20 protein-coding genes are annotated in these 26,270 nt (G+C 69.2%); 5 read left to right on the top strand and 15 right to left on the bottom strand.

Annotation, left to right across the window (positions count from 1 at the left end; translation table 11 throughout):
• The first annotated feature begins 2 nt into the window (after positions 1–2).
• Positions 3–938: a type 2 periplasmic-binding domain-containing protein gene (locus tag CHAN_RS10045; RefSeq protein WP_290289403.1), complete on the top strand. Its 936-nt coding sequence runs from the start codon at positions 3–5 to the stop codon at positions 936–938.
• Between the two features lie 56 nt (positions 939–994).
• Positions 995–1,627: a GNAT family N-acetyltransferase gene (locus tag CHAN_RS10040; protein ID WP_048741428.1), complete on the top strand. Its 633-nt coding sequence runs from the start codon at positions 995–997 to the stop codon at positions 1,625–1,627.
• Between the two features lie 14 nt (positions 1,628–1,641).
• On the opposite strand, the gene CHAN_RS10035 is transcribed toward CHAN_RS10040, so the two are convergent.
• The 7 genes from CHAN_RS10035 to glpX form a co-directional block, all read right to left on the bottom strand.
• Positions 1,642–3,222 (bottom strand): MDR family MFS transporter, encoded by a 1,581-nt coding sequence (locus CHAN_RS10035; protein ID WP_377748481.1) that lies wholly within the window; start codon positions 3,220–3,222, stop codon positions 1,642–1,644.
• 35 nt (positions 3,223–3,257) lie between these two features.
• Positions 3,258–3,923 carry a TetR family transcriptional regulator gene (locus tag CHAN_RS10030; protein WP_290289401.1) on the bottom strand — a complete coding sequence of 222 codons (666 nt, stop codon included), beginning with the start codon at positions 3,921–3,923 and terminating at the stop codon, positions 3,258–3,260.
• Between the two features lie 60 nt (positions 3,924–3,983).
• Positions 3,984–5,075, bottom strand: a complete 1,092-nt coding sequence (locus CHAN_RS10025; protein WP_290289399.1) for an aldo/keto reductase — start codon at positions 5,073–5,075, stop codon at positions 3,984–3,986.
• A 96-nt stretch (positions 5,076–5,171) separates the two neighbouring features.
• Positions 5,172–7,325 (bottom strand): MMPL family transporter, encoded by a 2,154-nt coding sequence (locus CHAN_RS10020; protein WP_290289398.1) that lies wholly within the window; start codon positions 7,323–7,325, stop codon positions 5,172–5,174.
• Between the two features lie 31 nt (positions 7,326–7,356).
• Positions 7,357–8,730: a TIGR01777 family oxidoreductase gene (locus tag CHAN_RS10015; protein ID WP_290289395.1), complete on the bottom strand. Its 1,374-nt coding sequence runs from the start codon at positions 8,728–8,730 to the stop codon at positions 7,357–7,359.
• Between the two features lie 115 nt (positions 8,731–8,845).
• Positions 8,846–10,246, bottom strand: coding sequence for a class II fumarate hydratase (locus tag CHAN_RS10010; RefSeq protein ID WP_290289390.1), 1,401 nt, complete (start codon positions 10,244–10,246; stop codon positions 8,846–8,848).
• A gap of 207 nt (positions 10,247–10,453) precedes the next feature.
• Positions 10,454–11,479, bottom strand: a complete 1,026-nt coding sequence (gene glpX, locus CHAN_RS10005; protein WP_048741440.1) for a class II fructose-bisphosphatase — start codon at positions 11,477–11,479, stop codon at positions 10,454–10,456.
• A gap of 201 nt (positions 11,480–11,680) precedes the next feature.
• Between glpX and CHAN_RS10000 the strand changes: the two genes are divergently transcribed.
• Positions 11,681–12,250: a DUF4245 domain-containing protein gene (locus CHAN_RS10000; RefSeq protein ID WP_290289384.1), complete on the top strand. Its 570-nt coding sequence runs from the start codon at positions 11,681–11,683 to the stop codon at positions 12,248–12,250.
• A gap of 340 nt (positions 12,251–12,590) precedes the next feature.
• On the opposite strand, the gene CHAN_RS09995 is transcribed toward CHAN_RS10000, so the two are convergent.
• The 3 genes from CHAN_RS09995 to CHAN_RS09985 form a co-directional block, all read right to left on the bottom strand.
• Positions 12,591–12,869, bottom strand: a complete 279-nt coding sequence (locus CHAN_RS09995; RefSeq protein ID WP_048741443.1) for an exodeoxyribonuclease VII small subunit — start codon at positions 12,867–12,869, stop codon at positions 12,591–12,593.
• A gap of 133 nt (positions 12,870–13,002) precedes the next feature.
• Positions 13,003–14,238: an exodeoxyribonuclease VII large subunit gene (xseA, locus tag CHAN_RS09990; RefSeq protein ID WP_290289382.1), complete on the bottom strand. Its 1,236-nt coding sequence runs from the start codon at positions 14,236–14,238 to the stop codon at positions 13,003–13,005.
• A gap of 25 nt (positions 14,239–14,263) precedes the next feature.
• Complete coding sequence (locus CHAN_RS09985) at positions 14,264–14,767, bottom strand: hypothetical protein (protein WP_290289381.1); 504 nt, start codon at positions 14,765–14,767, stop codon at positions 14,264–14,266.
• A gap of 72 nt (positions 14,768–14,839) precedes the next feature.
• On the opposite strand from CHAN_RS09985, the gene CHAN_RS09980 reads away from it, so the two are divergent.
• Positions 14,840–15,817 (top strand): 4-hydroxy-3-methylbut-2-enyl diphosphate reductase, encoded by a 978-nt coding sequence (locus CHAN_RS09980; RefSeq protein WP_048742057.1) that lies wholly within the window; start codon positions 14,840–14,842, stop codon positions 15,815–15,817.
• Positions 15,818–16,186: 369 nt separating this feature from the next.
• Here the strand turns inward: CHAN_RS09980 and CHAN_RS09975 are convergent, their stop codons facing one another.
• From CHAN_RS09975 to CHAN_RS09960, 4 genes are all read right to left on the bottom strand, one after another.
• Entirely contained in the window at positions 16,187–17,539 is a 1,353-nt protein-coding gene (locus CHAN_RS09975; protein ID WP_290289377.1) for a DUF6542 domain-containing protein, read from the bottom strand.
• Positions 17,540–17,620: 81 nt separating this feature from the next.
• Positions 17,621–19,168 (bottom strand): AI-2E family transporter, encoded by a 1,548-nt coding sequence (locus CHAN_RS09970; protein ID WP_290289375.1) that lies wholly within the window; start codon positions 19,166–19,168, stop codon positions 17,621–17,623.
• 224 nt (positions 19,169–19,392) lie between these two features.
• Positions 19,393–19,560: a methionine/alanine import NSS transporter subunit MetS gene (gene metS, locus CHAN_RS09965; RefSeq protein ID WP_048741460.1), complete on the bottom strand. Its 168-nt coding sequence runs from the start codon at positions 19,558–19,560 to the stop codon at positions 19,393–19,395.
• Positions 19,561–19,564: 4 nt separating this feature from the next.
• Positions 19,565–21,298 carry a sodium-dependent transporter gene (locus CHAN_RS09960; RefSeq protein WP_290289368.1) on the bottom strand — a complete coding sequence of 578 codons (1,734 nt, stop codon included), beginning with the start codon at positions 21,296–21,298 and terminating at the stop codon, positions 19,565–19,567.
• Between the two features lie 294 nt (positions 21,299–21,592).
• On the opposite strand from CHAN_RS09960, the gene ychF reads away from it, so the two are divergent.
• Positions 21,593–22,672, top strand: a complete 1,080-nt coding sequence (gene ychF, locus CHAN_RS09955) for a redox-regulated ATPase YchF (RefSeq protein WP_290289365.1) — start codon at positions 21,593–21,595, stop codon at positions 22,670–22,672.
• A gap of 313 nt (positions 22,673–22,985) precedes the next feature.
• Here ychF and CHAN_RS09950 read toward each other — a convergent pair whose 3' ends face one another.
• Complete coding sequence (locus CHAN_RS09950) at positions 22,986–26,264, bottom strand: hypothetical protein (RefSeq protein WP_290289362.1); 3,279 nt, start codon at positions 26,262–26,264, stop codon at positions 22,986–22,988.
• Between the last annotated feature and the right edge of the window lie 6 nt (positions 26,265–26,270).

The following is a 26,270-nucleotide window of genomic DNA, read 5'->3' as shown; positions in this document are numbered from 1 at the left end:
TCATGTCGACCGACCCTTCCGACCACGCCGGCGCCGCCGGCAACGCGGCCGCGAACCCCGGCGCGGGCGCTGAATCGGGCCCCGTCGCGGGCGCCGATTCGGACCCCGGCGCGGGCGCCGATTCGGGCCCCGGCGCGAGCGATGAATCGGGCCCTGTCGCGGAGTCCCCGGATCGGGCCCGTGGCCGGGTGCTTCGCGTGGCGTTCGTGCCGGGCGCGATGCCGGAGAAGTGGTTCCGCCGTTACCGCGAGCGCACGGGGCTGGCGCTGACGGCATTTTCCGCCGACGACCCGGTGCTCGAGGTGCACGCGGGCCGGGCGGACATGGCGCTGGCGAGGGATCCCCGGGAGGACGATTCGCTCCACCGCATCCGGCTTTACGACGAAGCACCGGGCATCGCCGTCGAGCGGGAACACGTGCTTTCGCTGGTGGGGGACGGCGACGTCGTCGATCGCGGGGACCTGGAGGGCGAGACCGTGCTTCTCGACGCCTCCGTCGGCGCGGAACCGGGCGCGGTCCGCGACATGCTGCAGGTCGTGGCCACCGGGGCGGGAGTGCTGCTGGCGCCGCGGCCGCTGCTGCGCGCGCTCAACGCCCGCGGCACGACCCACCGCGAAATCGCCCCGGCCCCCGGCGCCGAACCGACGACACTCTGGCTGACCTGGCCGAAAGCCGCCGACGACGAACTGACCCAGGAACTCGCCGGGATCGTGCGCGGCCGCCGCGAAGGCTCCCGCCGCTCGGCGCTCGCCGACGACGCCGCCCCGAAGAAGAAGCTCACCGCCAGAGAGAAGACGCTGGCCAAACAGGCGCGTCGTCAAGCCGAAGCCGGGGGCGCGAACCGGACCGGAAAGTCGGGCGGCAAGCGGGGCGGGAAGCCCGGCGCCCCCGGCGGCCGGGGAAAAGGTGTGCCGCGTAAACCCCGCCGACGGCGCTGAACTGGGTTTTCGCCGGTTCATTCGACGCGGCCCGACAAATCCGACAGACTGGACGCATGGCTGACGGAAACCGCGGATTCAGCATCCGGTTGATGCGCGAAGACGACTACCCGCAGGTGCAGGTGATCTACGAGATCGGCCTCGACACCGGGCACGCGTCCTGGGAGCACTCGGCACCGGATTGGGAGGGGTTCAGCGCGTTGAAGCGGCTGGACCTGTGCTACGTCGCGACATCCGACGAAGACCCCTCCAAGATCCTGGCCTGGGCCTCGGCGTCGTCCGTGTCGAAGCGGCACATCCTGCGCGGGGTCATCGAGGACTCGATCTACGTGCACCCCGACGGGCAGGGGATGGGCATCGCCGGGGCGCTGCTCGAGCACCTCATCACCGAGGCGACCGAGAAGGGCTGCTGGTCCATCCACTCCTGGGTCTTCCCCGAAAACGTCGGGTCGCTGAAGCTGCACCGCAAGCTCGGCTTCCGCGAGGTCGGCGTCTACCACCACATGGCCAAGATGACCTACGGGCCGATGGCCGGCCAGTGGCGCGACATCATCATCCTCGAGCGCCTGCTGGAGAAGCCCGAGGAACGCGCCGAAAAGCGAGCCATCAAGGAGGCCGAGGAATCCGGCGACCCGGTGCGGCCGGTGCTGGAGAAGCTCGACAACGCCGCCGACCAGGTCGGCGCCTGACCGCTCTGCGGCTGTTACTCCACCGACTCCTTGAGCTTGTCCTCGCGGACGAACAACAGGATGACCGCCGCGATGATCATCAGCGGCACGAGCATGAGCAGCACCGGCGTGAAGCCGTCGTTGTAGCTGCTCACGACGACGTCGTGGATGGGGGCGGGCAGGCTCTCCAGGAGCTTGGGGGTGAGCTTCGCGGCGCCGCCGCCGGCGGAGAAGTCGACGCCGGCGGGCATGCGCTCGGCCAGCAGGTCCTGCATGCGGTGGATGAAGATCGCGCCGACCACGGACGAGCCGACGGCGCCGCCGATCTGGCGGAAGAAGTTGTTCGACGCCGTCGCGGTGCCGACGACGCGCACCGGGAACGAGTTCTGCACGATCAGCACCAGCACCTGCATGACCAGGCCCAGGCCGAAGCCCATGAGGAACAGGTTCGCGCCGACGACCTGGATGGAGGTCTGGGGCGTCAGGTTGGACATCAGCGTCAGCGCAGCGGCGACGAAGACCATGCCGACCACGGGGTACCACTTGTAGCGGCCGGTGCGGCTGATGATCCAGCCGACGGCGATGGAGGTGCCGAGCATGCCGATCATCATCGGGATCATCATCAGGCCGGCCGCCGTCGGCGACAGGCCGTGGACCATCTGCAGGTACGTGGGCAGGTAGGCCATCGTGCCGAACATGCCGACGCCCATGGCCAGGCCGGCGAGGGTGGTGAGCACGAAGTTGCGGTTGGCGAACAGGGTCATGGGCACCAGGGGGTTCTTCGCCCGCTTTTCGACGACGACGAACCCGATCCACGCGATGGCGGACACCACGATGAGCGAGAGGATCATCGGCGACCCCCACTCGTACTGGGTGCCGCCCCACGTGGCGGTGAGGATGAGCGTCGAAGTGGCGACGACCATCAGCGCGGTGCCCGCCCAGTCGAAGTCGCCGGTGGCGGGGCGCTTGGTCAGGTGCAGGTAGCGCCAGGCGGTGGCCAGGGCGATGAGGCCCAGCGGGACGTTGATCCACAGGCCCCAGCGCCAGCCGGGGCCGTCGGTGAACCAGCCGCCGAGCACCGGGCCGAGGACGGAGCTCAGCCCGAAGACCGCGCCGAACAGGCCCATGTACTTGCCGCGTTCGCGGGCGGAGACGACCTCGGCCATGATCGCCTGCGAGGTCACCATCAGCGTGCCGCCGGCCAGGCCCTGGGCGCCGCGGGCGACGATGAGCAGCGTCATGTCCTGCGCCAGCGCGCCGATGATCGAGCCGGCGATGAACGCGGCGATGCCGAAGAGGAACAGGCCCTTGCGGCCGATCATGTCGCCGAGCTTGCCGGCGATGGGCAGCGCGATCGTCTGCATGAGCAGGAAGGCGGTGATCACCCACGACATGTGCTCCACGCCGCCGAGTTCGCCGACGATGGTCGGCAGGGCGGAGGAGAAGATCATCTGGCCCAGCGAGCTCATGAGCATGGCCAGGATCAGGGAAGTGAGGATGAGCCCCAGGTTGCCGCGGTTGTCTTCGACGGTCCTGGTGTGTTCGGAGACCGCGGCGGAGGCGGCGGTGGCGGTGGTGCCCGGGGCGGCGGTGGTGGTCCCGGCGTCGCCGCCCATGGTGGTGGCGGTGTTCGCGGATTCGGGCGTCGCGGTCACTTGTTCAACTCCTTCGAGAATCGGGTGATGAGGTCTGCTGCGTCGTGGATCGGGGTGCCGTCGACGTCGACGCGGTCGTGGAAGACGGCGAACCACAGGGCCTCGCGGACGAGGCCGGTGATCAGCCCGGCTTCCTCGTCGACGGTCAGCTCGGGCATGACGCGGGCGTCGTCGTGGGCGGACAGGTGGTCGGCGACGACGGCGCGCATGCGGCGCAGGGCCGCGGCCTGGCTGGTCATGGAGATGGTCAGCAGGCTCGGGGTGGCGTTGATGATCTCCCGGCGCAGCGCGCGCAGGCGGCGGTGCCGCGCGGAGCGTTCCGCCGCGGGCAGGTCATCGTCTTCCTGCGACGGGCTGGCGACCCCGGCTTCGATGATGTCGAGCAGCGCCGAATGCGGGCTCGCGCCCGGGCGTGACGCGGCCTCGGAGAACGCCTCGGCTTCGGCGTCGCCGAAAGACAGCATGCCGCGGCCGAAGATCGCGTCGTCCTTCGTCGAAAAGTAGTTGAAGAAGGTGCGGCGGCTGATTTCGGCGGCGGCGCAGATGTCCTCGATGGTGACGTCGTCGAAACCGCGGTCGGCGATGAGGGTGATCGCCGCGTCCTCGATTCCGCGCCGGGTGCGCCGGCGCTTGAGTTCGCGCAGGCCGCAGTCTGGGTTCACGTTTGGTTCCACGAGGTGCAAACGTACACCCCGTGCAACTTTGCGCGCAATGCAGGATTTCTAGCCGCGCACCGAATCCGTCGCGCCCGCCCACTGGTTGATGCCGCGGTCGACCGCCCATTCGTCGATTTTCCGCAGCTCATCGTCGGTGAACGCGGCGGCGCCGGCGGCGTCGAGGTTCGCGTCGAGCTGTTCGACGGAGCTGGCGCCGATGAGCGCCGAGGTCACCTCGGGGCGGCGCAGCACCCAGGAGATGGCCATCTGCGCGAGGCTCTGGCCGCGTTCGGCGGCGATCCCGTTCAGGGCGCGGATGGCGGCGAGGGTGTCCTCGGTGAGGAAACCGGAGTCCATCTTCCCGTCGCCGAGGCGCGAGTGCTCCGGGATGCCGTCGAGGTAGCGGTCGGTGAGCAGGCCCTGCGCCAGCGCGGAGAACGCGACGACGCCGATGCCCTCGTCCGCGGCGACCTCCAGGAGGCTGGGGGAGTCGGTGGCGCCCGCCCCGTCTTCGGCTCCGGCGGCGCTGCCGGGCCGCTCGATCCAGCGGTTGAACATGGAGTAGCTCGGCTGGTGCAGCACCAGCGGAGTGCCCAGCTCGCGGGCGATGGCCTGCGCGCGGCGGGTCGTCGCCGGCGAGTAGCTGGAAATGCCGGCGTAGAGCGCGCGGCCCGACCGGACGATGAAGTCCAGGGCCGCCATGGTCTCCTCGAGCGGGGTGTCCGGGTCGGGGCGGTGGTGGTAGAACACGTCGACGTAGTCCAGTCCCATGCGCGCCAGCGAGGCGTCGCAGCTGGCCACCAGGTACTTGCGCGACCCGCCGAATCCGTGCGGGCCCTCCTGCATCCACCAGCCGGCCTTGCTGGTGACGGTGATTTCGTCGCGGTAGGGCGCCAGGTCCTTGGCCACCAGGCGGCCGAAGTTCTCTTCGGCGGAGCCGGGCGGCGGGCCGTAGTTGTTGGCGAGGTCGAAGTGGGTGACGCCCCTGTCGAAGGCCCGGCGCACGATGGCGCGCATGCCGTCGAAGGGGCGGTCGTCGCCGAAGTTGTGCCACAGGCCCAGCGAGACTTCCGGCAGCTTCAGTCCGGAGGATCCCGCACGGCGGTGGGGCATGGCGTCGTTGTGGTTCGGGGCGGCGGAGTAGACGTCCGGGTACATGTCAACCAGCATGCGCCCGTTCGGTGCGGCTTCGCCACCGTCCCGGCCGGGCGCGGGCCCTGCCGGGCGGCGTGAGCGGGTGCTTTGCGACGAACTTTACGACGAAACCGTGGCCCGCTTTTCGGCGTCGGCGCGCTCGTTCGGCGGCTTCGACGGCCACCACATGCGGTCGCCGAGCACGTTGAACAGGGCGGGGACGACGAGGGTGCGCACCAGGAAGGTGTCCAGCAGGATGCCGAGGCCGACGACGATGCCGATCTGGCCGAGCGTGATCAGCGGCAGCACGCCGAGGACGGCGAAGACGGCCGCGAGCACGATGCCGGCCGCGGTGATCACGCCGCCGGTCAACCCGACCGCGCGGGACATGCCTTCGGCGGTGCCGTGCCCGGCGGCTTCTTCCTTGGCGCGCAGCACCAGGAACACCGTGTAGTCGATGCCGAGCGCGATGAGGAAGATCAGCGAGTACAGCGGCACGGAGACGTCGAGGGCCGGGAACCCGAAGATGTGCTCGGAGGCCAGTGCCCCGGCGCCGAGGGCGGCCCCGGCGGACAGCGTGGTGGCCATGAGCAGGAAAATCGGCGCGACCACGGCTCGGATGACGAGCATGAGCAGGACCAGGATGACCACCAGGATGATCGGGATGATCAGCAGGGTGTCGCGCGCCGTGCCTTCCCGGGTGTCCAGCGTCTCGGCGGACTGGCCGCCGACCAGCGCGTTCGCGTCGGCGCCGTGAGTGGCTTCCCTCAGCGCCCTGATGTCGCGGAAGGACTCGTCGCCGGCGGGCTCGGAATCGGTGACCACGGTGAAGCGGGTGAGCGCTCCGTCGGTGGATTCGGTCGGCGGTCCCTGGATCTCCGCGCCCTCGACGGTGCCGATGGCCTCGGCCACGCGGTCGGCGGATTCCGTCGGCGCCATCACCGACAGCGGTGCGGCGGCGCCCGCGGAGGTGTACTCGGAGATGGTGGCCAGGCCGTCGACGGCCTCGGACTCGGTGCGGAACTGCGCGGTGGTGGACAGCCCGATGTTCGTGCCGAACAGGCCGGTGCCCAGCCCGATGAGCAGCACTAGCATGCCGGCCAGGTAGGCGGCGGGGCGCTTGGACACGACGTCGGCGACGCGGTACCAGCCGGAGGACTTGGCGGTCCGCGATTCATCCTCCACCCGCGGGATCTTCGGCCAGAACAGGCCGCGGCCGCACAGCGACAGCGCGGCGGGCAGGACGAACAGGGCGAAGGCCAGCACGAGCAGCAGGCCGATGGACAGGGAGATGCCCAGGTAGCGGTAGGCGGGCACGACGGCCAGCGCCAGCGACAGCAGGGCGAAGACGACGGTGAAGTTCGACGACACGATCGCCGACGTCGATGCCCGGGTGGCCACGGACAGGGCCTCCCGGTGGTCGTCGTAACGCCGCAGTTCCTCGCGGTAGCGGCTGATCAGCAGCAGCGCGTAGTTGGTGCCGGCGCCGAAGACGAGCACGGACATGATGCCGGAGGTCGAGCCGTCGAACTCCAGCGGCGTCTTCGCCGCGATGAGCTCGACCAGCAGCGAGGCGGCGCGGTCGGCGACGACCACCGTCAGCAGCGGCACCAGCCACAGGATCGGGGAGCGGTAGGTCAGGATCAGCAGCACGGCGACCACGAGCGCGGAGATGCCCAGCAGCGCGAAGTTCGCGCCGTCGAAGGCCGAGGCGGTGTCGGCGGCGAATCCGGCGGGGCCGGTGACCTGGAGCTTCAGGCCGTCCGGCAGGCTTTCCCTGCCGGCCTCGCGCATCTCCTTGATGGCGTCGGCCAGGCCCGTTCCGTTGAGGTCCCCCGGCAACGTGAACACGGTCTGCGCGGCCTCGGGGGCCAGCGGGACGGCGGGGGAGAGCTGCCGGACGGCCTTGTCGCCTTCCCAGTCGCCGAGCTGCTCGAGCGCGGATTCGGGCAGTTCGATGCCGGCCATCGCCTTCGCGGAGGCTTGGGCGGCGCCGATGTCGGGCGGTCCCAGCGGTTTGCCGTCCTCCCGCGAGAACACGGCGATGGCGGTGAGCTGGTCGCCGCCGGGGAACTCGGATTCGAGGTCGCGGACCTTCGCCGACTCGGAGTCCTTCGGCAGCGTGGCCGGTGCGGAGGCTCCGGGCTCGAGGTTCGCCGTCAGCGCCGTCAGCCCGCCGACGAGCAGCAGGCCGGCCAAGATGACCACGGCCGCGACGGCTTTGGACGTGATGTGCTTTACGGGGAGACGCGATGAAATCCGGCTCGTGCTCATGCCCCCACTGTGGCACGGTTCCCCGTCTCCGTCAGCCGTTGCGCAGCAGTTCGTGCCGCAGCGCCGACCCGAGGTCCGGGAATCGGAACACGTGGCCGGCGTCCTCCAGCGCGCGGGGGACCACGCGCTGGTTGGCGAATGCGAGCTCCTCCGCGCCCCGGCCGCCGAGCAGGATCGACGGCGCGGCCTTGGGCACCGGGATGACCGCCGGGCGGCGCAGCACCGCCGCCAGCGTCTCCGTGAACTCGGCGTTGTCCACGCCGCCGGGCGACACGGCGTTGACCGGCCCCGACCACGCGGGCTCCAGCGCCGCCCGGTGGTAGATGTCCAGCAGGTCGTCGAGGGCGATCCACGGGAACCACTGGTCGCCGTCGCCGAGCCTGCCGCCCAGTCCCGTGGCGGTCAGGCGCGCCAGGAGGGGCAGCACGCCGCCGCCCCCGGCCTGGACGATGCCGGTGCGGATGCACGCGACGCGGATGCCCGCCTCCCGAGCCGGATCCCACGCCGCCTCCCAGTCCCGGACGATGTCGGCGAGGGGGCCGTCCCCGGAAGACGCGTCCTCGTCGAGAAGCTCCGAGCCCCGATCCGCCCCGTAGTAGCCGACCGCCGACGCCGACACGATGGCCTCCACCCCGGAGCCGGCCGCGAGCTCGGCGAGCGCGCGGCTGGGGCCCACGCGCGAATCGCGGACCTTGGCCAGGTGCCGGTCGGTGAACCGGCCGGCGATCGGCGCGCCGGCCAGGTGAATGAGCACGTCGATCCCGTCGAGCAGTCCCGGCGCGGGCGCCCCGGGGCTCCACGTGCGGGTGCCCGGCTCGGCGGAGGGCGAGCGGGTGAGCTTGACGACGTCATGGCCCGACGTCGACAGCAGCGCGCAGAGCATGGAACCCACCGTGCCCGTGGCGCCGGTGACCGCGATGGTCTTTCGGGGATGGTCCGCCAACCGGGCGGCGGCCGACATGTCGCCCTCGAGGATCGCCGCCCGGTAGGCGAAGACGCCCGCGATGGAGCGCCGGGGCAGGCGGGAGGTGACCTCGTCGATGACGTTCGTCCACCAGGCGGGATGGTCTTCGCCGGGGCCGCGGACATCCTCGAACCGGTGGATGTGGCGCCATGCCAAAGTGCGGCGGAACGGCTGGTTGGCCACGTAATCGGCGAAGCGGTGGCCCGGAACGTACTCCCCGCGGTCGTGCCGCGCCACCCACTTCGCGCCCGCCGGCATGGAGAACACCGTCGTCCCGTCCGCGAGATTGTCCGCTTCCCGCACCGGCATCAGCGGCAACAGTCCGGGCGTCAGGCGCCGCACCGCGCCGGGCCGCGCGAACCACTCGGCGACCCGCTCGCGCGGATGGAACAGCAGGTGGGTGAAGCGGTCGGTGGATGGTGCGGGCATCGGCCAGGCCATGGGGCGTCCTCTCTCGCGGGGGCGTGGCGGGGATCTTTCGGGGCACTATGGGCGCGGCGCCCCGCCCCCGGGATGACCGGGGACGGGGCGCCGCAGGTGAAACGGGGACCGGAGACTAGTCGCGATCGGTGTTGGCCATGGCCAGCACGTCGAGGCGCTTGTCCAGCTCCTCCTCCGTCAGCTTCTCGCCGTCGACGAAGCCCATGTCGATGACGGTCTGGCGGATGGTCTTGCCCTCCTTGAGGGCGGTCTTGGCCACCTTGGCGGCGTTCTCGTAGCCGATGGCGGAGTTCAGCGGCGTCACGATGGACGGCGAGGACTCGGCCAGGGTGCGCATGTGCTCCTCGTTCGGCTCGATGCCGTCGACCAGCTTCTCGGCGAACACGCGGGCGGTGTTGGCCAGCAGGCGCGAGGACTCCAGCACGTTGCGGGCCATGACCGGGATGAACACGTTCAGCTCGAACTGGCCCTGGGTGCCGGCGAAGGCGACGGCGGCGTCGTTGCCGATGACCTGCGCGGAAACCTGCGTGGCGGTCTCGCACAGGACCGGGTTGACCTTGCCCGGCATGATGGACGAACCCGGCTGCAGGTCCGGCAGGCGGATCTCGCCCAGGCCGGTCAGCGGGCCGGAGCCCATCAGGCGGATGTCGTTGGCGATCTTGTACAGCGACACGGCGACGCCGCGCATGGCGCCCGAGAACTCGACCAGCGCGTCGCGGTTGGCCTGTGCCTCGAAGTGGTTGGCGGCCTCGGACAGCTGCTCGACGCCCGTCAGCTTCTTCAGCTCGTCGGTGACCTTCGCGCCGAAGTCGGCCGGGGTGTTCAGGCCGGTGCCGACGGCGGTGCCGCCGATGGGCAGCTCGCCCAGGCGGCCGACGGTGGCCTCGATGCGCTCGATGCCCAGCTCGATCTGGCGGGCGTAGCCGCCGAACTCCTGGCCCAGGGTCACCGGGACGGCGTCCATCAGGTGGGTGCGGCCGGACTTGACCACGGTCTTCCACTCGGCGGCCTTCTTGGCCAGCGACTCCTGCAGGACCTTCAGGCCCGGGATCAGGTCGTTGACGGCGGCCTCGGTGGCGGCGACGTGGGTGGCGGTCGGGAACGTGTCGTTCGACGACTGGCCCATGTTGACGTGGTCGTTCGGGTGGACCTCGACGCCGTTGGCCTTCGCGATGGACGCGATGACCTCGTTGGTGTTCATGTTGGAGGACGTGCCCGAGCCGGTCTGGAACACGTCGATGGGGAACTCGGCGTCGTGCTTGCCGTCCGCGATCTCCTTCGCGGCGGCGACGATGGCGTCGGCCTGCTCGGCCGGCAGGAGACCGCGGTCCTTGTTCACGATCGCGCACGCGGCCTTCAGCAGGCCCATCGCGCGGATCTGGGCGGACTCGAGGCCGCGGCCGGAGATCGGGAAGTTCTCGACGGCACGCTGGGTCTGGGCGCGCCACAGGGCGTCGACGGGCACCTTGACCTCGCCCATGGTGTCGTGCTCGATGCGGTACTGCTGCTCGGTCATGTATTCCTCTTTCGTCTCGGGTCCATCTGAGGTGTGAAAGGTGGATGGATTCCACCGACAAGTATGGCGCACCCGCCGGGGGTCCGTGGCGACCGCCACCCCCGGCGGGTGCGCGTGATCCTCGTGGCCGGGCCACCACAGCCGACCCCGAAGTTTTCCGGCGGCGGCCCGGGCCTTCCCGGGCCGCCGAACGGCGTTGAGCGGGTCCTAGAGATCCATGTCCGGGAAGCCGTCCTTGCCGTAGTCCACGGAGGAGAACTCGCGCAGCTTCTCCATCGAGTGGAAGGCCTCGATGTTGCGGATGGTGCCGGACTTCGAGCGCATGACCAGCGAGCGGGTCCAGGCGCCCTTGCCGCGGTAGGCGACGCCGCGCAGCATGTCGCCGTTGGTGACGCCGGTGGCGACGAAGTAGCAGTTGTCCGAGCGCACCAGGTCGTCTGTGGTCAGGACGGTGTCCAGCACCAGGCCGGCGTCGAGGGCCTTCTTGATCTCGGCCTCGTCGCGCGGGTGCAGCTTGCCCTGGATCTCGCCGCCCATGCACTTCATGGCGCAGGCGGTGATGACGCCCTCGGGCGTGCCGCCGATGCCCATCATGATGTCGACGGAGTTGGAGTTCTGGGCGGCGGCGACGGCACCGGCGACGTCGCCGTCGCCGATCAGGCGGATCTTCGCGCCGGACTCGCGGATCTGGCGGATCATCTCCTCGTGGCGCGGGCGGTCCAGCACGACGACGGTGACGTCTTCCTTGCGCAGGCCCTTGGCCTTGGCGACGACGCCGATGTTGTGGTCGACGGGCGCCTCGATGTCGATCTTGCCCGCGGCTTCGGGGCCCACGGCGAGCTTGTCCATGTAGAACACCGCCGACGGGTCGTACATGGTGCCGCGCTCGGCGGCGGCCAGCACGGCGATGGAGTTCGGGCGGCCCTCGGCCATCAGCGTGGTGCCGTCGATCGGGTCGACGGCGATGTCGATGTCCGGGCCCTGGCCGTTGCCGACCTTCTCGCCGTTGAACAGCATCGGGGCTTCGTCCTTCTCGCCCTCGCCGATCACGACGACGCCGTTCATGGCCACCGTGTTGATGAGCTTCCGCATCGCGTCGACGGCGGCGCCGTCGCCCTTTTCCTTCTGACCGCGTCCCACCCACTGGCCGGCGGCGAGTGCCGCTGCCTCGGTGACGCGGACCAGCTCCATGGCGAGGTTCCGGTCGGGGATTTCGGGGTTGGCAGCGTTCATGTTCGGGGGGCCTCCGTCTGTGATGATGAAGCGTCTGAGGATCGTCGCGTGGGGGATCGCCGCACCCCGGTTCCGGGGTCCGGCGGCCGTGCGGGACGCGCCCCGCACGGTCTCCCCCCAAGTGTTCCATTTTTTCGGGGAACACGGTGGGTGGGGCACTCGTGTTCGGGGGTGGCGGCCCCTGGTGGCATACTCGATCGCGTGAAATCCGAGAAGCCCAGGATCCTGCAAGATGGCCGCGACATGACCATGACGCTTTTGGTCATGGGGTTCGCGATGCTCCTCACCATCGGTTTCACCGGCCTGTGCAGTTTTAATCCGGGTGAGCCGGAAAATGGGCTGGTCCGGGAGGTCGATTCCGCGGCCTTCCTGCAGATGGAGACCCAGCGCGCCGATTACCCGGTGCGCGAGCCGGCGACTCCCGAGGGCTGGAAGCCGAACTCGGTGCGCGCCGGAAACGCGGGCGGCCACACGACGACCATCCTCGGGTTCGTCACGGCCAACGGCGACTACGTCCACGCGCTGCAGACCAGCGCCCCGGCCGATGCGCTGCCCGCGGACGGCAAGGCCCGGCTCAGCGACGGCACGGTCGACGTCGATGGCGTGACGTGGGTCAAGAAGGTCGGCGCAGACGCCAACACCCGCCGCACCTGGGTGGCCGACTTCGGTGATTCCCGTGTGCTGCTCGAGGGCTCTGCCAACGACGACGAGTACCGCACGCTGGCGAAGGCCATGCAGGACGCGAAGATCCTGGAGAAGCGGACCAACTAGAACATGGCGGCGCCTTCCGGTTCACAGCCGCCGGAGTCGCCCGGTGGCCGGGGCATCGCGGTGCCGGGCGCAACGCACCCGCTCCGCAACTCGGTGCGCTTCGTGGGCACGTGGCTCGACCTCGAAGTCGCTGGAAGTTGAATGCAGCTTGGAGCCGCATGCCACTGGAAGCTAAATGCCGCTCGGAGTTAGGCCGAAAATGCAGCCACTGGCCAGGTGAACGGCGATAAAAGCCCAGGTGGCCAAATCGAGTGGCTGCAGTTCGGGGCTACCGCAGCCCATGCACCGGCTGGGGCGGGGAGGAGGAGAACGTCTCGGGCGAGTCCCCGCCCCAACCGGCCTATTCCGCGGCGTCCCCGCCGTCGGCGCCATCGGCCGCGCCGCGCGCCAGCGCCGCCTCCACCTTCGCCTTCGCGCCGTCGAGATGCTCCTCGCAGCGCCGCGCCAGCGCCTCGCCGCGCTCCCAGAGGGCCAGCGAGTCGTCCAGGCCCATCTGCCCCAGCTCGAGCAGCTTCACGGTTTCCACCAGCTCGTCGCGGGCCTCTTCGTAGCCGAGCTTTTCGACGGGCACCTGCTCGTTGGCACGGCCGTCACCTGCGCCGAAAACGTCCTGGTTCATGTGCGTTCCCTCTCATGTTCCGGCGGGGAGCCGGGGTTGGTCCATGGTCCGGCCGGTAGCCGGGCCCGATGGAAATGGTGCCGTGATTGAAATCGTGCCGCGACCGAAATGGTGCCGCCGCGTTCGGGGACGGTCAGTCGGCGGGCTTTACGCCCATGGCCGCCGCAGTAATGGAACCGTCGGCGACGCGGATGCGCAACTGCGAACCCGGGGGAGCCTGCGCGATGGTCGTGACCACCTGGTCCCCGGAGCCGTCGCGCGGCTGGACCTGCACCACGGAATACCCGCGGGCGAGGGTCGCCGCCGGCCCCAACGCGGAGACCTTGCCCCGCAATCCCGCGACCATGGATTCCTCGCGCTCGAGGCGCCGGGAAATGGCGCCGCGCAGGCGATCGCGGCCCCGCCCGATGTCCTCGGCCCGGGCCCGGATCGGGGTCATCGGGTCCGCCAGCACCGGGCGCGAGCGCAGGTCGGAAATGATCCGAGCCTCCCGGTCGACCCACCTGCGCAACGCGGCGGCGGAGCGCGCCCGCAGCTCGTCTAGCCGGTGGCGCTCCTCCTTCACGTCCGGCACCACCCGCTTCGCCGCGTCCGTCGGGGTCGCGGCACGCAGGTCGGCCACGTGATCGAGCAGCGGATTGTCCGGCTCGTGGCCGATTGCCGACACCACCGGCGTGGTCGCCCGGCTGACCGCGCGGACCAGGGCCTCGTCCGAAAACGGCAGCAGATCCTCCACGGACCCGCCGCCGCGAGCGATGATGATGACGTCGATGGTCGGGTCCGCATCCAGCCGCTCCAGCGCCGGGATGATCTCGGACACCGCCTTGCCGCCCTGGACGATGGTGTTGACCACCTCGAAATCCACCTCGGGCCAGCGGGCCTGCGACACCGACAGCACATCGCGCTCGGCGGCGGAACCGCGGCCGGTGATCAACCCGATCCTGCGCGGCAGGAACGGCAGAGGACGTTTCAGGCGGGCGTCGAAAAGCCCCTCCGCGGCCAGGACCACCCGCAACCGCTCGATGCGCGCGAGCAGTTCGCCCACGCCCACCGGCCGCCACTGCGTCGCCCACAGGGAAAAGGAACCGCGCCCGGCGTAGAACGCCGGCTTGCCCAGCATGACCACCCGGTCGCCGGTGCTCAGCGGATGCGCCCGCAGCGACGCGGTGGAACACGTCACCGACACCGAGGCGTCGGCCTGGGTGTCGCGGAGCGTCAGATAGGACAGCTTCCAGGTCGGCTTGGAACTGATCTGCGCGATCTCGCCCTCGACCCAGATCTGGCCGAGCTGCTCGATCCAGTCCTTGATCATCTGGTTCAGGCGGCGGACCTGGACCGGAGCCTCCGGCGTGGTGGTCAACTTCGACATGCGGTGATCGTGCCCCCGGATCCCGTCAGCCGCGCAGCGCGTTGTCGAGGAACGTGCGGAACGCCGGGCGGTCGCCGAGAGTCCGCTCGTGGCGGCTCAGCGCCGACAACTGGACGGCGTCGAGCGTCGGGATCAGATCCTCCAGGTCCTCCGCGTCCATCTCGGCGTAACCGACGTCGGCGGCGACCTGGGCGGGCGTCGGCAAATCGTCGGCATGCGCCGCCCTGGCATCCGCCGCGGCCGACGCCGACCGGCCGGCCGCCGCGCCCGGCTCGACGTCCTCGTCGAACGTCGCCCACGCGGGCTGCTCTTCCACGGGCGTGGACAATTCCTCCAGCACCATGTCGCCGCGCGCCACCAAGTCCGTGACGTTCTGGCGCGCCCGCATCGCCGACCCGGCGGCCGACGTCAGCGCCTGGCCCGCCAACTGGCCCGGCAGGCGGCGAAGGCGGTAGGGGAGGCGGAACGCCTCTTCCACGGTGGCGGCGGCGATGCCCGCCGCCAGGCGGATGGGCAACGGTGCGGGCATGTCAACACTCCTGCTGTACGGGAAAGGATCGCTGTTCGTAGATTGTAGGTGCCTTTGGCTAGGGTGGTGCGCATGACGACAACCTCAACCGACGCAACCGCCGCCGAGAAGAAGGTGCTGCTGGCCGCCCCGCGCGGGTACTGCGCCGGCGTCGACCGCGCCGTCGAGACCGTGGAAAAGGCGCTCGCCATGCACGGCGCCCCTCTGTACGTGCGCAAGGAAATCGTGCACAACAAGTACGTGGTCGAGACCCTGGAGGACCAGGGAGTCATCTTCGTGGACGAGACCGACGAGGTCCCCCACGGCGCCAACCTGGTGTTTTCCGCCCACGGCGTCTCGCCCGCGGTGCACGCCCAGGCCAAGGCGCTGGACCTGCACACCTTCGACGCGACCTGCCCGCTGGTGACGAAGGTCCACAACGAAGTCAAGCGCTTCGCCCGCGACGGCTACCAGATCCTCCTCATCGGCCACGAGGGCCACGAGGAGGTCGAGGGCACCGCGGGCGAGGCCCCGGAGCGCGTGCACCTCATCGACGGCGCCGAGTCGGTCGAGGCCCTCGACTTCGGCCCCGACGACAAGCTCGTGTGGCTGTCGCAGACCACCCTGTCGGTGGACGAGACCATGGAGATGGTCGACCTGCTCAAGCGGAAGTTCCCCCACATCCAGGACCCGCCGAGCGACGACATCTGCTACGCCACCCAGAACCGCCAGGTCGCCGTTAAGGCCCTGGCCCCCGAGTGCGACCTGGTCATCGTGGTCGGCTCGCAGAACTCCTCGAACTCCAAGCGCCTGGTCGAGGTCGCGCTGCAGGCCGGCGCCCGCGACGCGCACCTGGTGGATTACGCGCACCAGATCCAGGAGGAGTGGTTCGACGGCGTCACCACCGTCGGCCTGACCTCGGGTGCCTCGGTGCCGGAGATCCTGGTCAAGGGCGCCCTCGATCACCTCGCCGAGCGCGGCTACGCCGACGTGCGGGAAGTCCGCACCGCCAGCGAGAAGATCGTGTTCTCCCTGCCCCGCGAGCTGCGCGAGGCCCGCGTCCAGCGCTAGTTGTTATGTCCCGGTAGGTTGCGAACGCTGCCTACCGGGGCATCGCGGGTCCTGGGGCGGTCCAGTGCCGGTCGGTGCACCGCCCCTTCACGTAGACCCACCCCGAATGCGCAGACCCACCTGTTACAGCGGGTGGGTCTGCCCATTCGGGGTGGGTTAGCTGCGAAGGTCGCGCCGGCCGGGCCCCATTCGGGGTGGGTTAGCTGCGAAGGTTGCGCCGGCCGGGCCCCATTCGGGGTGGGTTAGCTGCGAAGGTTGCGCAGGCCGGGCCCGATTCGGGGTGGGTTAAACGGTGCGTCCAGGCGGGTAGCGGTGGCAGGGCGGCTCAACCGCCGCAGAAGCCAGTCGCAACGTCACGGATCACGACGGCTAGTCGCGCTCGCCGCGCGTGTGGCGCGGGCGTTCGTGGCGCGGCGGCCATTCCTGCACGGGCCGGCGGCGGGGCGCCGCTTCACGACGCCCATCGCGCCGTTCCGCCTGCCGGTACCGGTCGTCGCGGCGCATGTCTTCCCGGCCGGGGCGATCGCGCGGATCCATCCGGCGGTCCGCCCGCGGATCTTCGCGGCGGACGGCACGGCGGTCATCGAAGCGGTAATCGCGCATGCCCCGGTCATCGGCGCGGCCGCGGCGCGGGTCCTCGCGGCGGCGCGCATCACGATGCACGTCGCGGTGATCGGATCGGCCGAAATCCCGGCGATCGTCGATGCGCCGCGGGTCCTCCCGACGGCGCTGGGGCGGGCGACCGGCGGCCGCGCGCTGCTCCATCATCCGCTGCTCGGCACGGGGATCGCGCCGCCGGACCGGCCGCTCGGGTGCCTGCGCCGGTTCGCGTTCGGGGCGGCGGCGCTCCTCGGCGGCCCGACGCGGCGGCGGCTCCGGTGCACGCCGGTGTTCCTGCGTGCGGCGGGCCTCCTGTGCGGCGCGGGCCCGCTCGGCGGCGCGACGGCGCCTCTCCTCGGCGGCCTGGATGATCTCGGACGCGGGCCGTCGTGAAGCACCCTCGCCCCGCGCATGGCGCACGCGCGCTTCGGTCTCCGCGTCACGGGCGTGGCGCACTCGGGCTTCCGCCTCCGCGTCTCGTGCGTGGCGCACGCGAGCTTCCGGCGCTCGAGCTTCCGACACTCGAGTTTCCGATTCAGCACCCCGGGCATTCCTCACCCGCGCATCGGACTCCGCGACCCGCTTGCGGGCGCGCGTGGCGGAAACCTTCGTGGACTCCTCGGCCTTCTGCAGGCGGGCGTTGCCGCGGCGGTTTTCCTTCTCCGTCTTGGCGTTGACGCGCGTGATGTCCAGGTACCGCCAGATGGCGATGGCCGTGCACACCACCGGGATCGCCGCCATCCAGGGGAAATACTGGACGATGGGATACGCGGCGGTGATCAACCTGGTCTTCGTCGGCGTCGAATCGAGGGCGCCTCCCACGGACGGATCCGACCAGGAGCCGATCAACCACGCGACGATCGGCGTGAAGATGGTGAACATCAGCGGCTGCTGCGCGACGGTGACGACCAGGCCCCGGGGATCGACCAGCATCGTGCCGATCACCGCGGCAGCGGCGAAGGCGAGGAGGTACGGCAGGCCGATGTTGCCGGTGGGCAGCGCCGCGACGATGCCGATGATCGCGGCCACCACATACAGCAACGGCGGCGCCCAAATGGGCAGCCGCCGTGGCCCGGAACGTCGCGCGGCGTTCGGGTGAGCGGAGGTTGCGGTATCGGACACGCCTCCAGACCTTACCGCCTGCCGTCCCCCGCGACCGGCAATGGGCGAGAGGCGCGCCGCGGGAATCGCCCCCGGCTGCGGTCAGCGGCGGCGGAAACGTCCCGTCACCGCGTCACCGAGGCGGCCGAAGGCGGTCGTCGTCGGCCCGTCGCCCGGCTTGCCGGCCAGCGGATCGTTCGCCGTCGCGGTAGTGGGCGCGGGAGCGTCGCCGTCCTTCGGGCCCTCGGCGTCGTCATCGTCGCGCTTGCCGCCCAACCGCAGCGACGCCAGGCGATCGCGCATGGCGCGGCCGGCGGCCTCGGTCTGCAGGCCGGAGATCGACCCGGCTTCGGTGGCGAACTTGATGTCCGCGGCGGTCTTGTCGCCCGTGCGCAGATCCGTCAGATCGCCCAGGTAGCGCAGCCACACCGCGAGCACCGCGGCGACCGGCACCGCGAGGAACGCACCGACGATGCCGAACAGCGTGCCGCCCAGCGTCACGGCCAGCAGCACGATCGCGGCATGGAGGTTCATGGCGCGGGACTGCAGCATCGGGGAGAGGATGTTGCCCTCGACCTGCTGGACCACGACGATCAGCGCCAGAACCAGCAGCGCGGTGGTCAGGCCGTTGGCCATCAGCGCCACGACGACGGCGATGAAGCCGGCGGAAACCGCACCGATGATCGGGATGAAGCCCGCGAAGAACGTGATCACGGCCAGCACCAACGCCAGCGGAACGTTGAGCAGCCACAGGCCCAGGCCGATGAAGATCGCGTCGATGAAGGACACCAGCGCCTGGGTGCGGATGAATCCGCCCAGGGTGTCCCACGAGCGGGTCAGGACCTCGGTGAGGTGCCAGCCCAGGCGGCGGCCGGCGATGGAGCGCAGCCACGGCAGGAACTTGCGGCCGTCCTTGATGAAGAAGAACGTGAGCACCAGCATGACGAGCAGGGTCACCGTGACGTTGCCGACGACCGTGATGCCCTGCAACACGGTGTTGGCGATGTCGCCGGAGCGGCGCTGCACCCACGAGGTGGCCTGGTCGAGCAAATCGAGCAGCTGCTCGTCCTTGACGTTGAAGGGCGGGCCCTGCAGCACCTTCTGCAGCTCCATGATGCCCTGGGTGAACTGGTCCTTCAGGTGGGGCAGCTGGGAGCGCACGGTCGGGGCGATGATGGCGATGACGCCGCTGACGATGGCCACCGCGCCGAGCAGCGACACCGCCGCGGCGGCGGCATCCGGCCACTTGTGGCGGATGAGGTACGCCGCGGGCGGCCCGAGGACGGTCGCGACGATCAGCGCCAGCAGCACGGGCAGGAGCCCGGCCCACACCTTGCCCAGCGCCGTGAAGGCGACGAACAGGGCGGCGCAGACGATGAGGAAACGCAGGCACCAGCCGGCGAACCAGCGGGCGCCTTCGCCGATGACGTCGGCGCGGTCGATGGTCTCGCTCTCCGACTCCTCGATCAGGTCGCCGAGCTCCTTCCCGCCCTCCTTGAGGTCCGGGGTGGAGGCGCGCTGCTCGTGCGCGTCGTCAGGCACGGACAGCGCCTGGTCCACGCGCATGGGTTCGGTGCCCAGGACCTCGTCGATCATGTCGCGATCGTCTCGGGCGTGATTGTCGCCGCGGGTTCCTTCGTCTTTGTTCACTCTTCCATTATGGGGCAATTCGAACGTCAGTGTCGGGCGCATCGCGACGTTTCACTCGCTCGTTGAGCAAAATTCACCCCGCACGGGGCCGGGTGACGGCGAAAGGGCCGCCGGCGCATGCATCGCGCATGCTCCGGCGGCCCTTTCGGGGACCGTGGCCGGCGCTTCCGCCGGCGGTTCGGCGAATCGGGGCCGACACTCCGTCGGCGGTCCGGTGTCCTCGGTTACTGCTGCTCGAGCGCGGCGAGTTCCTCGTTGCTCGTGGCGGCGTACTGGCCGAGTTCGCCGGCGGATTCATCGGGGTTGTTGGACAGGTTGACCAGGGCGGTGACGAAGCCTCCCCAGATGATCACGATGAACAGGACCATCATGATGATTGCGATTCCGGACATTGCGCTACACCTTCCCGCCGCGGTCGATGGGGGAATCCGGCGATGACGCGGCGGTCGCCGTTCCGGGGGAGCCGCCGACGGTGACGGGGGCACCGTCGGCGTGGGAATTGCCGTCGGCGGGCGAGTTGCCGTTGACGATCGTGTTGCCGTTGGAGCGGTCCTTCTCTCGGGAGGAGAAACCGACCGGCACGCCGAAGTCCGAGCCGGGCGGGCCGGACAGGGAGTGGGTGCCGCGCCAGGGGGCGACCGCCATGATGACCGACGACACCAGGATGAAGCCGATGACGCCCCAGCCGAAGACGTTGATCTGGATGTCCGAGTAGCCCTCGTAGTTCTCGGCGAGCAGGCCCTTCAGCTCGTTGAACAGGGTGATGGCGAGCACGATCGGCGTGATGATGAACGTGCAGACCTTCCACAGGACGCCGACGCGGAACGACGAGACGGCGTTGATGTGCAGCGCCAGCTCGTCGCCGCGGCGGAGGACCCACCCCAGCGAGATCAGCGAGATGATGGCCACGCCGACGATGCCGACGTTGTTGGTGAATTTGTCCATGACGTCCAGGGTCACCAGGCCCGAGGTGGTCGGGAACAGGAGCACCGACACGACCGCCATGACGCCGCCGACGGCGAGCACCGCGGGCACGCGCGGCAGGTGCAGCTTGTCCTGCACGGCGGAGATGACGACCTCCACCAGCGAGACCAGCGAAGTCAGGCCGGCGATGGCCAGCGAGAGGAAGAACGCCACGCCGAAGATCGGGCCGATGGCGTCGGGCATCTGCGAGATGACCGCGGGGAACGCGATGAACGCCAGGCCGATGCCGCCGGTGACGACCTCTCCGACCCCGACTCCGGTCTGGGCGGCCATGAAGCCGAGGGCGGCGAAGACGCCGACGCCGGCGAGGACCTCGAAGGAGGAGTTGGCGAAGCCGGCCACCAGCGCCGAGCCGGTCAGGTTCGAGCGCGGCTTCAGGTAGGAGGCGTAGGTGAGCATGATGCCGAAGGCGATGGACAGCGAGAAGAAGATCTGGCCGTAGGCGGCGATCCACACCGAGGTGTCCTTAAGGGCGGCCCAGTTCGGCGTGAAGAAGGCGTCGAGGCCGGCGGTCGCGCCGTCGAGGGTCAGGGTGTAAACGACCACGCCGACGAACAGCACGGCGAGCAGGGGGATGAAGACCAGCGCGGTGCGGCCGATGCCCTTGTCCACGCCCAGCGCCAGGATCCCGATGACGATCAGCCACACCACGGCCAGCATGATCGTGATGGGCACCACGAAGTCGAAGGACGACAGCGCGTTGGCGTCGAGCTGCAGGAAGTCGCCCATGAAGTGGGTCTCGGGGTCGTCGCCCCACGCCTTGTCGATCGACTTGAACGCGTAAATGGCCGCGTAGGCGATGATCACCGCGTAGTAGATGGTGATGAAGAATGCGACGCCGACCTGGATCCAGCCGATCGTCTCCGCCCACGGCTTGATGCGGCGGAAAACCTTGGGGGCGGAGCCGCGGTAGCGGTGGCCCAGCGCGTAGTCGAGGAACAGCAGCGGGATGCCGGCGGACATCAGCGCGACGATGTAGGGGATCAGGAAGGCGCCGCCGCCGGATTCGTAGGCGACGTAGGGGAATCGCCAGATGTTGCCCAGCCCGACGGCGGAGCCGATCGCGGCGAAGATGAACGCCGCCCGGGTGGAAAACACCTCCCGACCCTGCTTCGTGCCGGCGTGGCCGGTCTTCTGGTTGCTCATGGTGTCTCCATTTGCCAAGGGGGATAGTTGGCTGTGATTTTATCAGCCAGACTTAAGGTTGCTGACCTTTTGCCCGGTCGCCCGGGTAAGGACAGCATATGGTTTCGGCGGCCATATTGTAACCCCCGTCACACTTTCCGTTCATCTGGCGGTGCGTTTGCGTCCATCCGTGCGTCGTCCCCGGCGTCGGCTTTCGCTTGACGACGCCCACGCGCCACCCCGCAACCGGGATCCGGAGTGGGTGGGGGAGACCGGATCGTCGTAAAGCGAAACCGGGGCCGTAGGATGGGGCGCGTGAGCCTTACTCTTGGAATCGTCGGTCTGCCCAACGTCGGCAAGTCAACCCTGTTCAATGCGCTGACCCGCAATGACGTGCTCGCCGCGAACTACCCGTTCGCCACCATCGAGCCCAACGTCGGTGTGGTCGAGCTGCCGGACCCGCGGCTGGAGAAGCTCGCCGAGATCTTCGGCTCCGAGCGGATCCTGCCGGCGACGGTGTCCTTCGTGGACATCGCCGGCATCGTCAAGGGCGCGTCGGAAGGCGAGGGCCTGGGCAACAAATTCCTGGCCAACATCCGCGAAGCCGACGCGATCTGCCAGGTCGTGCGCGTCTTCGCCGACGACGACGTCGTGCACGTCGACGGCAAGGTCGATCCCGCCAGCGACATCGGCGTCATCGAAACCGAGCTGATCCTCGCCGACATCCAGACCATCGAAAAGGCCATCCCGCGCCTGGAGAAGGAAGCCAAGAAGGACAAGGAGAAGGCCGGCGAGGTCGAGGCCGTCAAGAACGCGCTGGCCGTGCTGGAGGAGGGGCGCACCCTCTTCGCCGCCAAGGGCGACGTAAACATGGCGGCGCTGCGCGAACTGCACCTGCTCACCGCCAAGCCGTTCCTCTACGTGTTCAACGCCGATGAGGAGGTGCTGGCCGACGAGGACAAGCGCGCCGAACTGGCGTCCGCCGTCGAGCCCGCCGACTGCGTGTTCCTCGACGCGAAGGCCGAGTCCGACCTGCTGGAGCTGGATGAGGAGTCCCGCAACGAGCTGCTCGCCGAGATCGGCCAGACCGAGCCCGGCCTGAACTCCCTGGCCCGCGCCGGTTTCCGCACCCTGGGCCTGCAGACCTACCTGACCGCCGGGCCGAAGGAATCCCGCGCGTGGACGATCCCGAAGGGCGCCACCGCCCCGCAGGCCGCCGGCGTGATCCACACGGACTTCGAGCGTGGCTTCATCAAGGCGGAGATCGTGTCGTTCAACGACCTCGTCGAGTGCGGCTCCATGGCCGAGGCGAAGGCGAAGGGCAAGGTCCGCCAGGAGGGCAAGGACTACATCATGCACGACGGCGACGTGGTGGAGTTCAAGTTCAACGTGTAGGGCGGCGGGCGCACCGCCCACCCCTCGCAGATGCGCCAGTTTTGGGTTCCGCCCCTCGCAGATGCGCCAGTTCCGTGCAGATACTCCCGTTGCAACGGGCGCATCTGCCTGGAACTGGCGCATCTGTTTCGTCTGGAGAGATGGAGGTGCAGAAGATGCCGAACTCGTCGACTGCCACCGAGGGTGAGCTGATCGAGCCGATGCTTGGCGATTCGCCCGACAGCATCCAGCCGTTGCAGACCGCGTGAGTCGCCTCGTCGCTGCGTCGAGAGCCGTTCGACCTCCACGGTGATCGCCTCGTAGACGTCCTCAGTCAGCTCAGGGACTTGGCTCTGCCGAAGTCCGCGGCCAGCGCCCGAGCTTTCTTCAGCGCCACGGACGAACCCTTCTTCGCCGCCAACGCGCCGATGCCGTCCCACGCATCAGCCGGGACGTAGCCGCGGCGGGTGGCTTCGAGCAGGATCCCGGCGTGCAGCGTCACGACGTCGAGGACGCGGTTGGCCCACTTCGGTACGGAGTCCTGGTCCCCGGCAAACCGCAGGGGTTCGCTCAACAGCGGCCACAGGAACGGCAGCAACTCGGGCTGCTTCTCCAGGACGTACACCACTCGCGCCGGGCTCCACACCTCGTGGTACGGCAGCAACCCGATCGCGGCGGCCTTCACGGCAGCGGAGCCGTACGCCCCCTTTTCGGCCAAGCGTTGTACCCGTTCCGTCGCCCGTTCCCGCGTCATATAGACGTCGTCGGCGCGGACTGCCAGGTAAGCGATCAATACCGCAACCAGCGCGTCGGAAAGCTCAGTTGCAGCCCTGCTCAGTCGGCGGTCCGTGCCCTTGCGCCAGTTCCTGAAATCGTCTGAGACCAGGGCTTTGCCGTCCCAATGCAGCCAGCTTTCCTTGCCTTCCGGCTCGTCCTGGCTCACCCGCCTGGAGATGGCCTGCCCCTCCTCCGCGATGTCGTAGAGCCATCTGGTCGGACTATTGATCTCGAACACGGCCCCCGGGTAGCCGGGCACAACCATGTCGAGTTGCAGGTGCGTCTGCTTCGTGTTCGAACTCGACCAGCGCAGCGAGTACGTCACCCCATCCGGGACGTTCGGCTTGGTCCCGGCCTCGGCCGGCCAGATCTGGTCGAATTGCGCCGGGTCGAGCGAGGGCTTGGCAGGCTTCGCGGGTTCCGCCGCTCGGTCGGGCAATTGCCGGACAACAGCCTTGGCCGCCACAACCGCCTTGGACGACCCGCTCCGAGCCGCCAGAGCCCGCACGCCCGGGACGTCACACGCTGACGCCGGCGCAACCCCCGAGGCGACTGCGGCCAGCACCTCGCCGACGTAATCCTGCATCGCCTGAGCCGCCTCGGCCGTGCCGGCCAACAGCCGCGGGGCTTTGAGAGAGGCGACGAGCACGTCGTCCAAAATGGGCCAGACCACCGACAACATGCCGCCATCGGCCGCGTCGCGCAGGGACTCGACGAAGGACGCGATGTTGCGCAGCTCGCCATCCCAGTCGAGGTAGCCGATGTCGGCGACACCCGGCACCAACAGCCCGTGCTCCCAGGCTTCCTGCAGCGCCAACGCCGACTCGGTGGCATGCTCGGGACGGCCCTGACGCTGCACTGCCAGCAGGTTCACCGCCCCGCCGGGCCCAAGTGGCTTGGCGCTGCGAGCCAACTGCCGGGCGATGACCGACGCCACGTCCGGCTCGAGTCGATGAAGGCGGACGTTCAGGGCGTCGCCCCAGTGGGGGAACACCCCGAAATATCTCGCGATCCACTTTTCGAAGTACAGATTGCTGCTCAACCCGCCCAACGAATCCAGCCAACCCACACCGTCGAATTGGGCCGACAAGGCAGATCGAGCATCAATCTCTACGAACGGGTCTGCCAGGTACTCGGCCACCACCTCGGCGGTGTCACGGTCGAGCAGCGTGCCGACTGCCAGCCTCACCGCGACCTCGGGCAGGTTCGCATTGGCGTCTGCCGTGGTCACATCCAGCCGGGCCAGCGCCATCACCAGGTCTGCCTGCAACACCGGCACACCCGCGGCCGCATACTTTTCCAAGGACGCAACCAGATCGTCGAATTCAATACTCAGATCAACCCGCGACGGCTGCGACAGCAGACAAGGGATCTGCCCGAGATGCTCAAACACGCTCCCCACACGCATGTCCCACAAGGGGCTTGGCTCCTGCCGAGACGTATGCACCGGCTCATCTGCCAGCCAGTAGTGGATGGGGCCAGACCAGTAGTAACTCGACGAAACCCCACTCAACGCCCTTCGAGTGTCGTCCACACTCTGGTTGGCCAGTGCGACCGCAAGTGCCAGGAACCGGTCTTCGCCCAGGTCGACCACATCCACGTCACCACGAGACAGCAACACCCGAAGCGCTTCGGTCAACGCCTCCGGGGTAACCTCACCCAGTTCAAACCTTGGGACGCTCCACAGCGGCGGGGTCGGCTGCCACAACCCGGCGACCTCGGGCTCTTCGCTTGGGACCTCGGGGCTCACGTTCCAACTCGCCAGCACGGCCTCGGCCAGCTTCACCGTGGCTTTGTCGCGGGACTGAGCGAGCTCGCCTAGCCGATCCGCGAGCAGTTCAGCACTCGCCTGCCCGGGGAACGCCCGCTGCTTCAAGGCCGTCAGCACCTGCCGCAGCGCCTTCTGCGTCTTGGCATACAGGCACGCCAGAGCCACTTCGCCCACCAGGGCGTCCGCTACATTCGCGATCAGCCGAGGCCCGAAGCCCTCGACGATCGGCGCCTCACCATGACTCAGCACGGGGATCAGCGCGTCGGCGCGGGCGACCAGTTCATCGTCGGTCACCGCGAAGTCGTTCACGATCAACGACGTGAGTTCTTTGCGATCGCCTGGACGCACCGCCGTGTCCAGAGACACGAAGAGCTGCTCCAGGCCGGCGTCACGCTCGATCATCCCCGCCTTGACTGCAGCGGAAAGCACCTTGCCGAAAGGCCCCGTCATCGGCACACCCGAACGCAGTGCTGTCCGCCAGTGCTCGTCAATTGACGGACGCAATTCTTCGAGGGTCGGGAGCGTGCGATCTTCAGGCCACGAGACCTCGGCGACGTCCCCGGTGAGTGCCGCGAGCGCTACCACCGCCCAGTCCTTGAGGTACTCGGCATTTTCCGGGACGGCCAGCCCCAGCTCGCACACCAACCGGACGGCCGCCGCTCCATAGACGGACAGAGAGTGCTCAGTCCCCCTCCGGCTGGAGCGGCACACCCGCCCGATGAACTGGGCGGCGTAAGCCTCGCCGCGCTGGGCAACACACCTGGCCAAAGCAACGTCGTCGGTGAGCGAGAGCAGCGACTCTGCCCTTCTCGCGCTCACACCGAGGCGCAGCGCAAACAGGGCGAGCATGTTGCGGTCGACGTCAACCGCGCTGATCCAGCCGTAAGAGATCGGATCAACCTTCCCGTACTCGCCCCAGTCGCCGGTCTTCAGCCCAGCCAGTGCCGCCTTCCGTTGCTCCTCCGTGCCCAGCGGCAGGGTTGGTGCATCGGCAACATCAGCCTCGTCCCAACCTAATTCACGAAAGATCTCGACGGCCTCATTCAGCCTCGGGTTGAGTTTCATTCGGGT

The sequence above is a fragment of the Corynebacterium hansenii genome, from assembly GCF_030408795.1.
GTDB lineage: Bacteria > Actinomycetota > Actinomycetes > Mycobacteriales > Mycobacteriaceae > Corynebacterium > Corynebacterium hansenii.
Note: the sequence above shows the minus strand (reverse complement) of the source record. Positions and strands in the feature narration are given on the sequence as shown.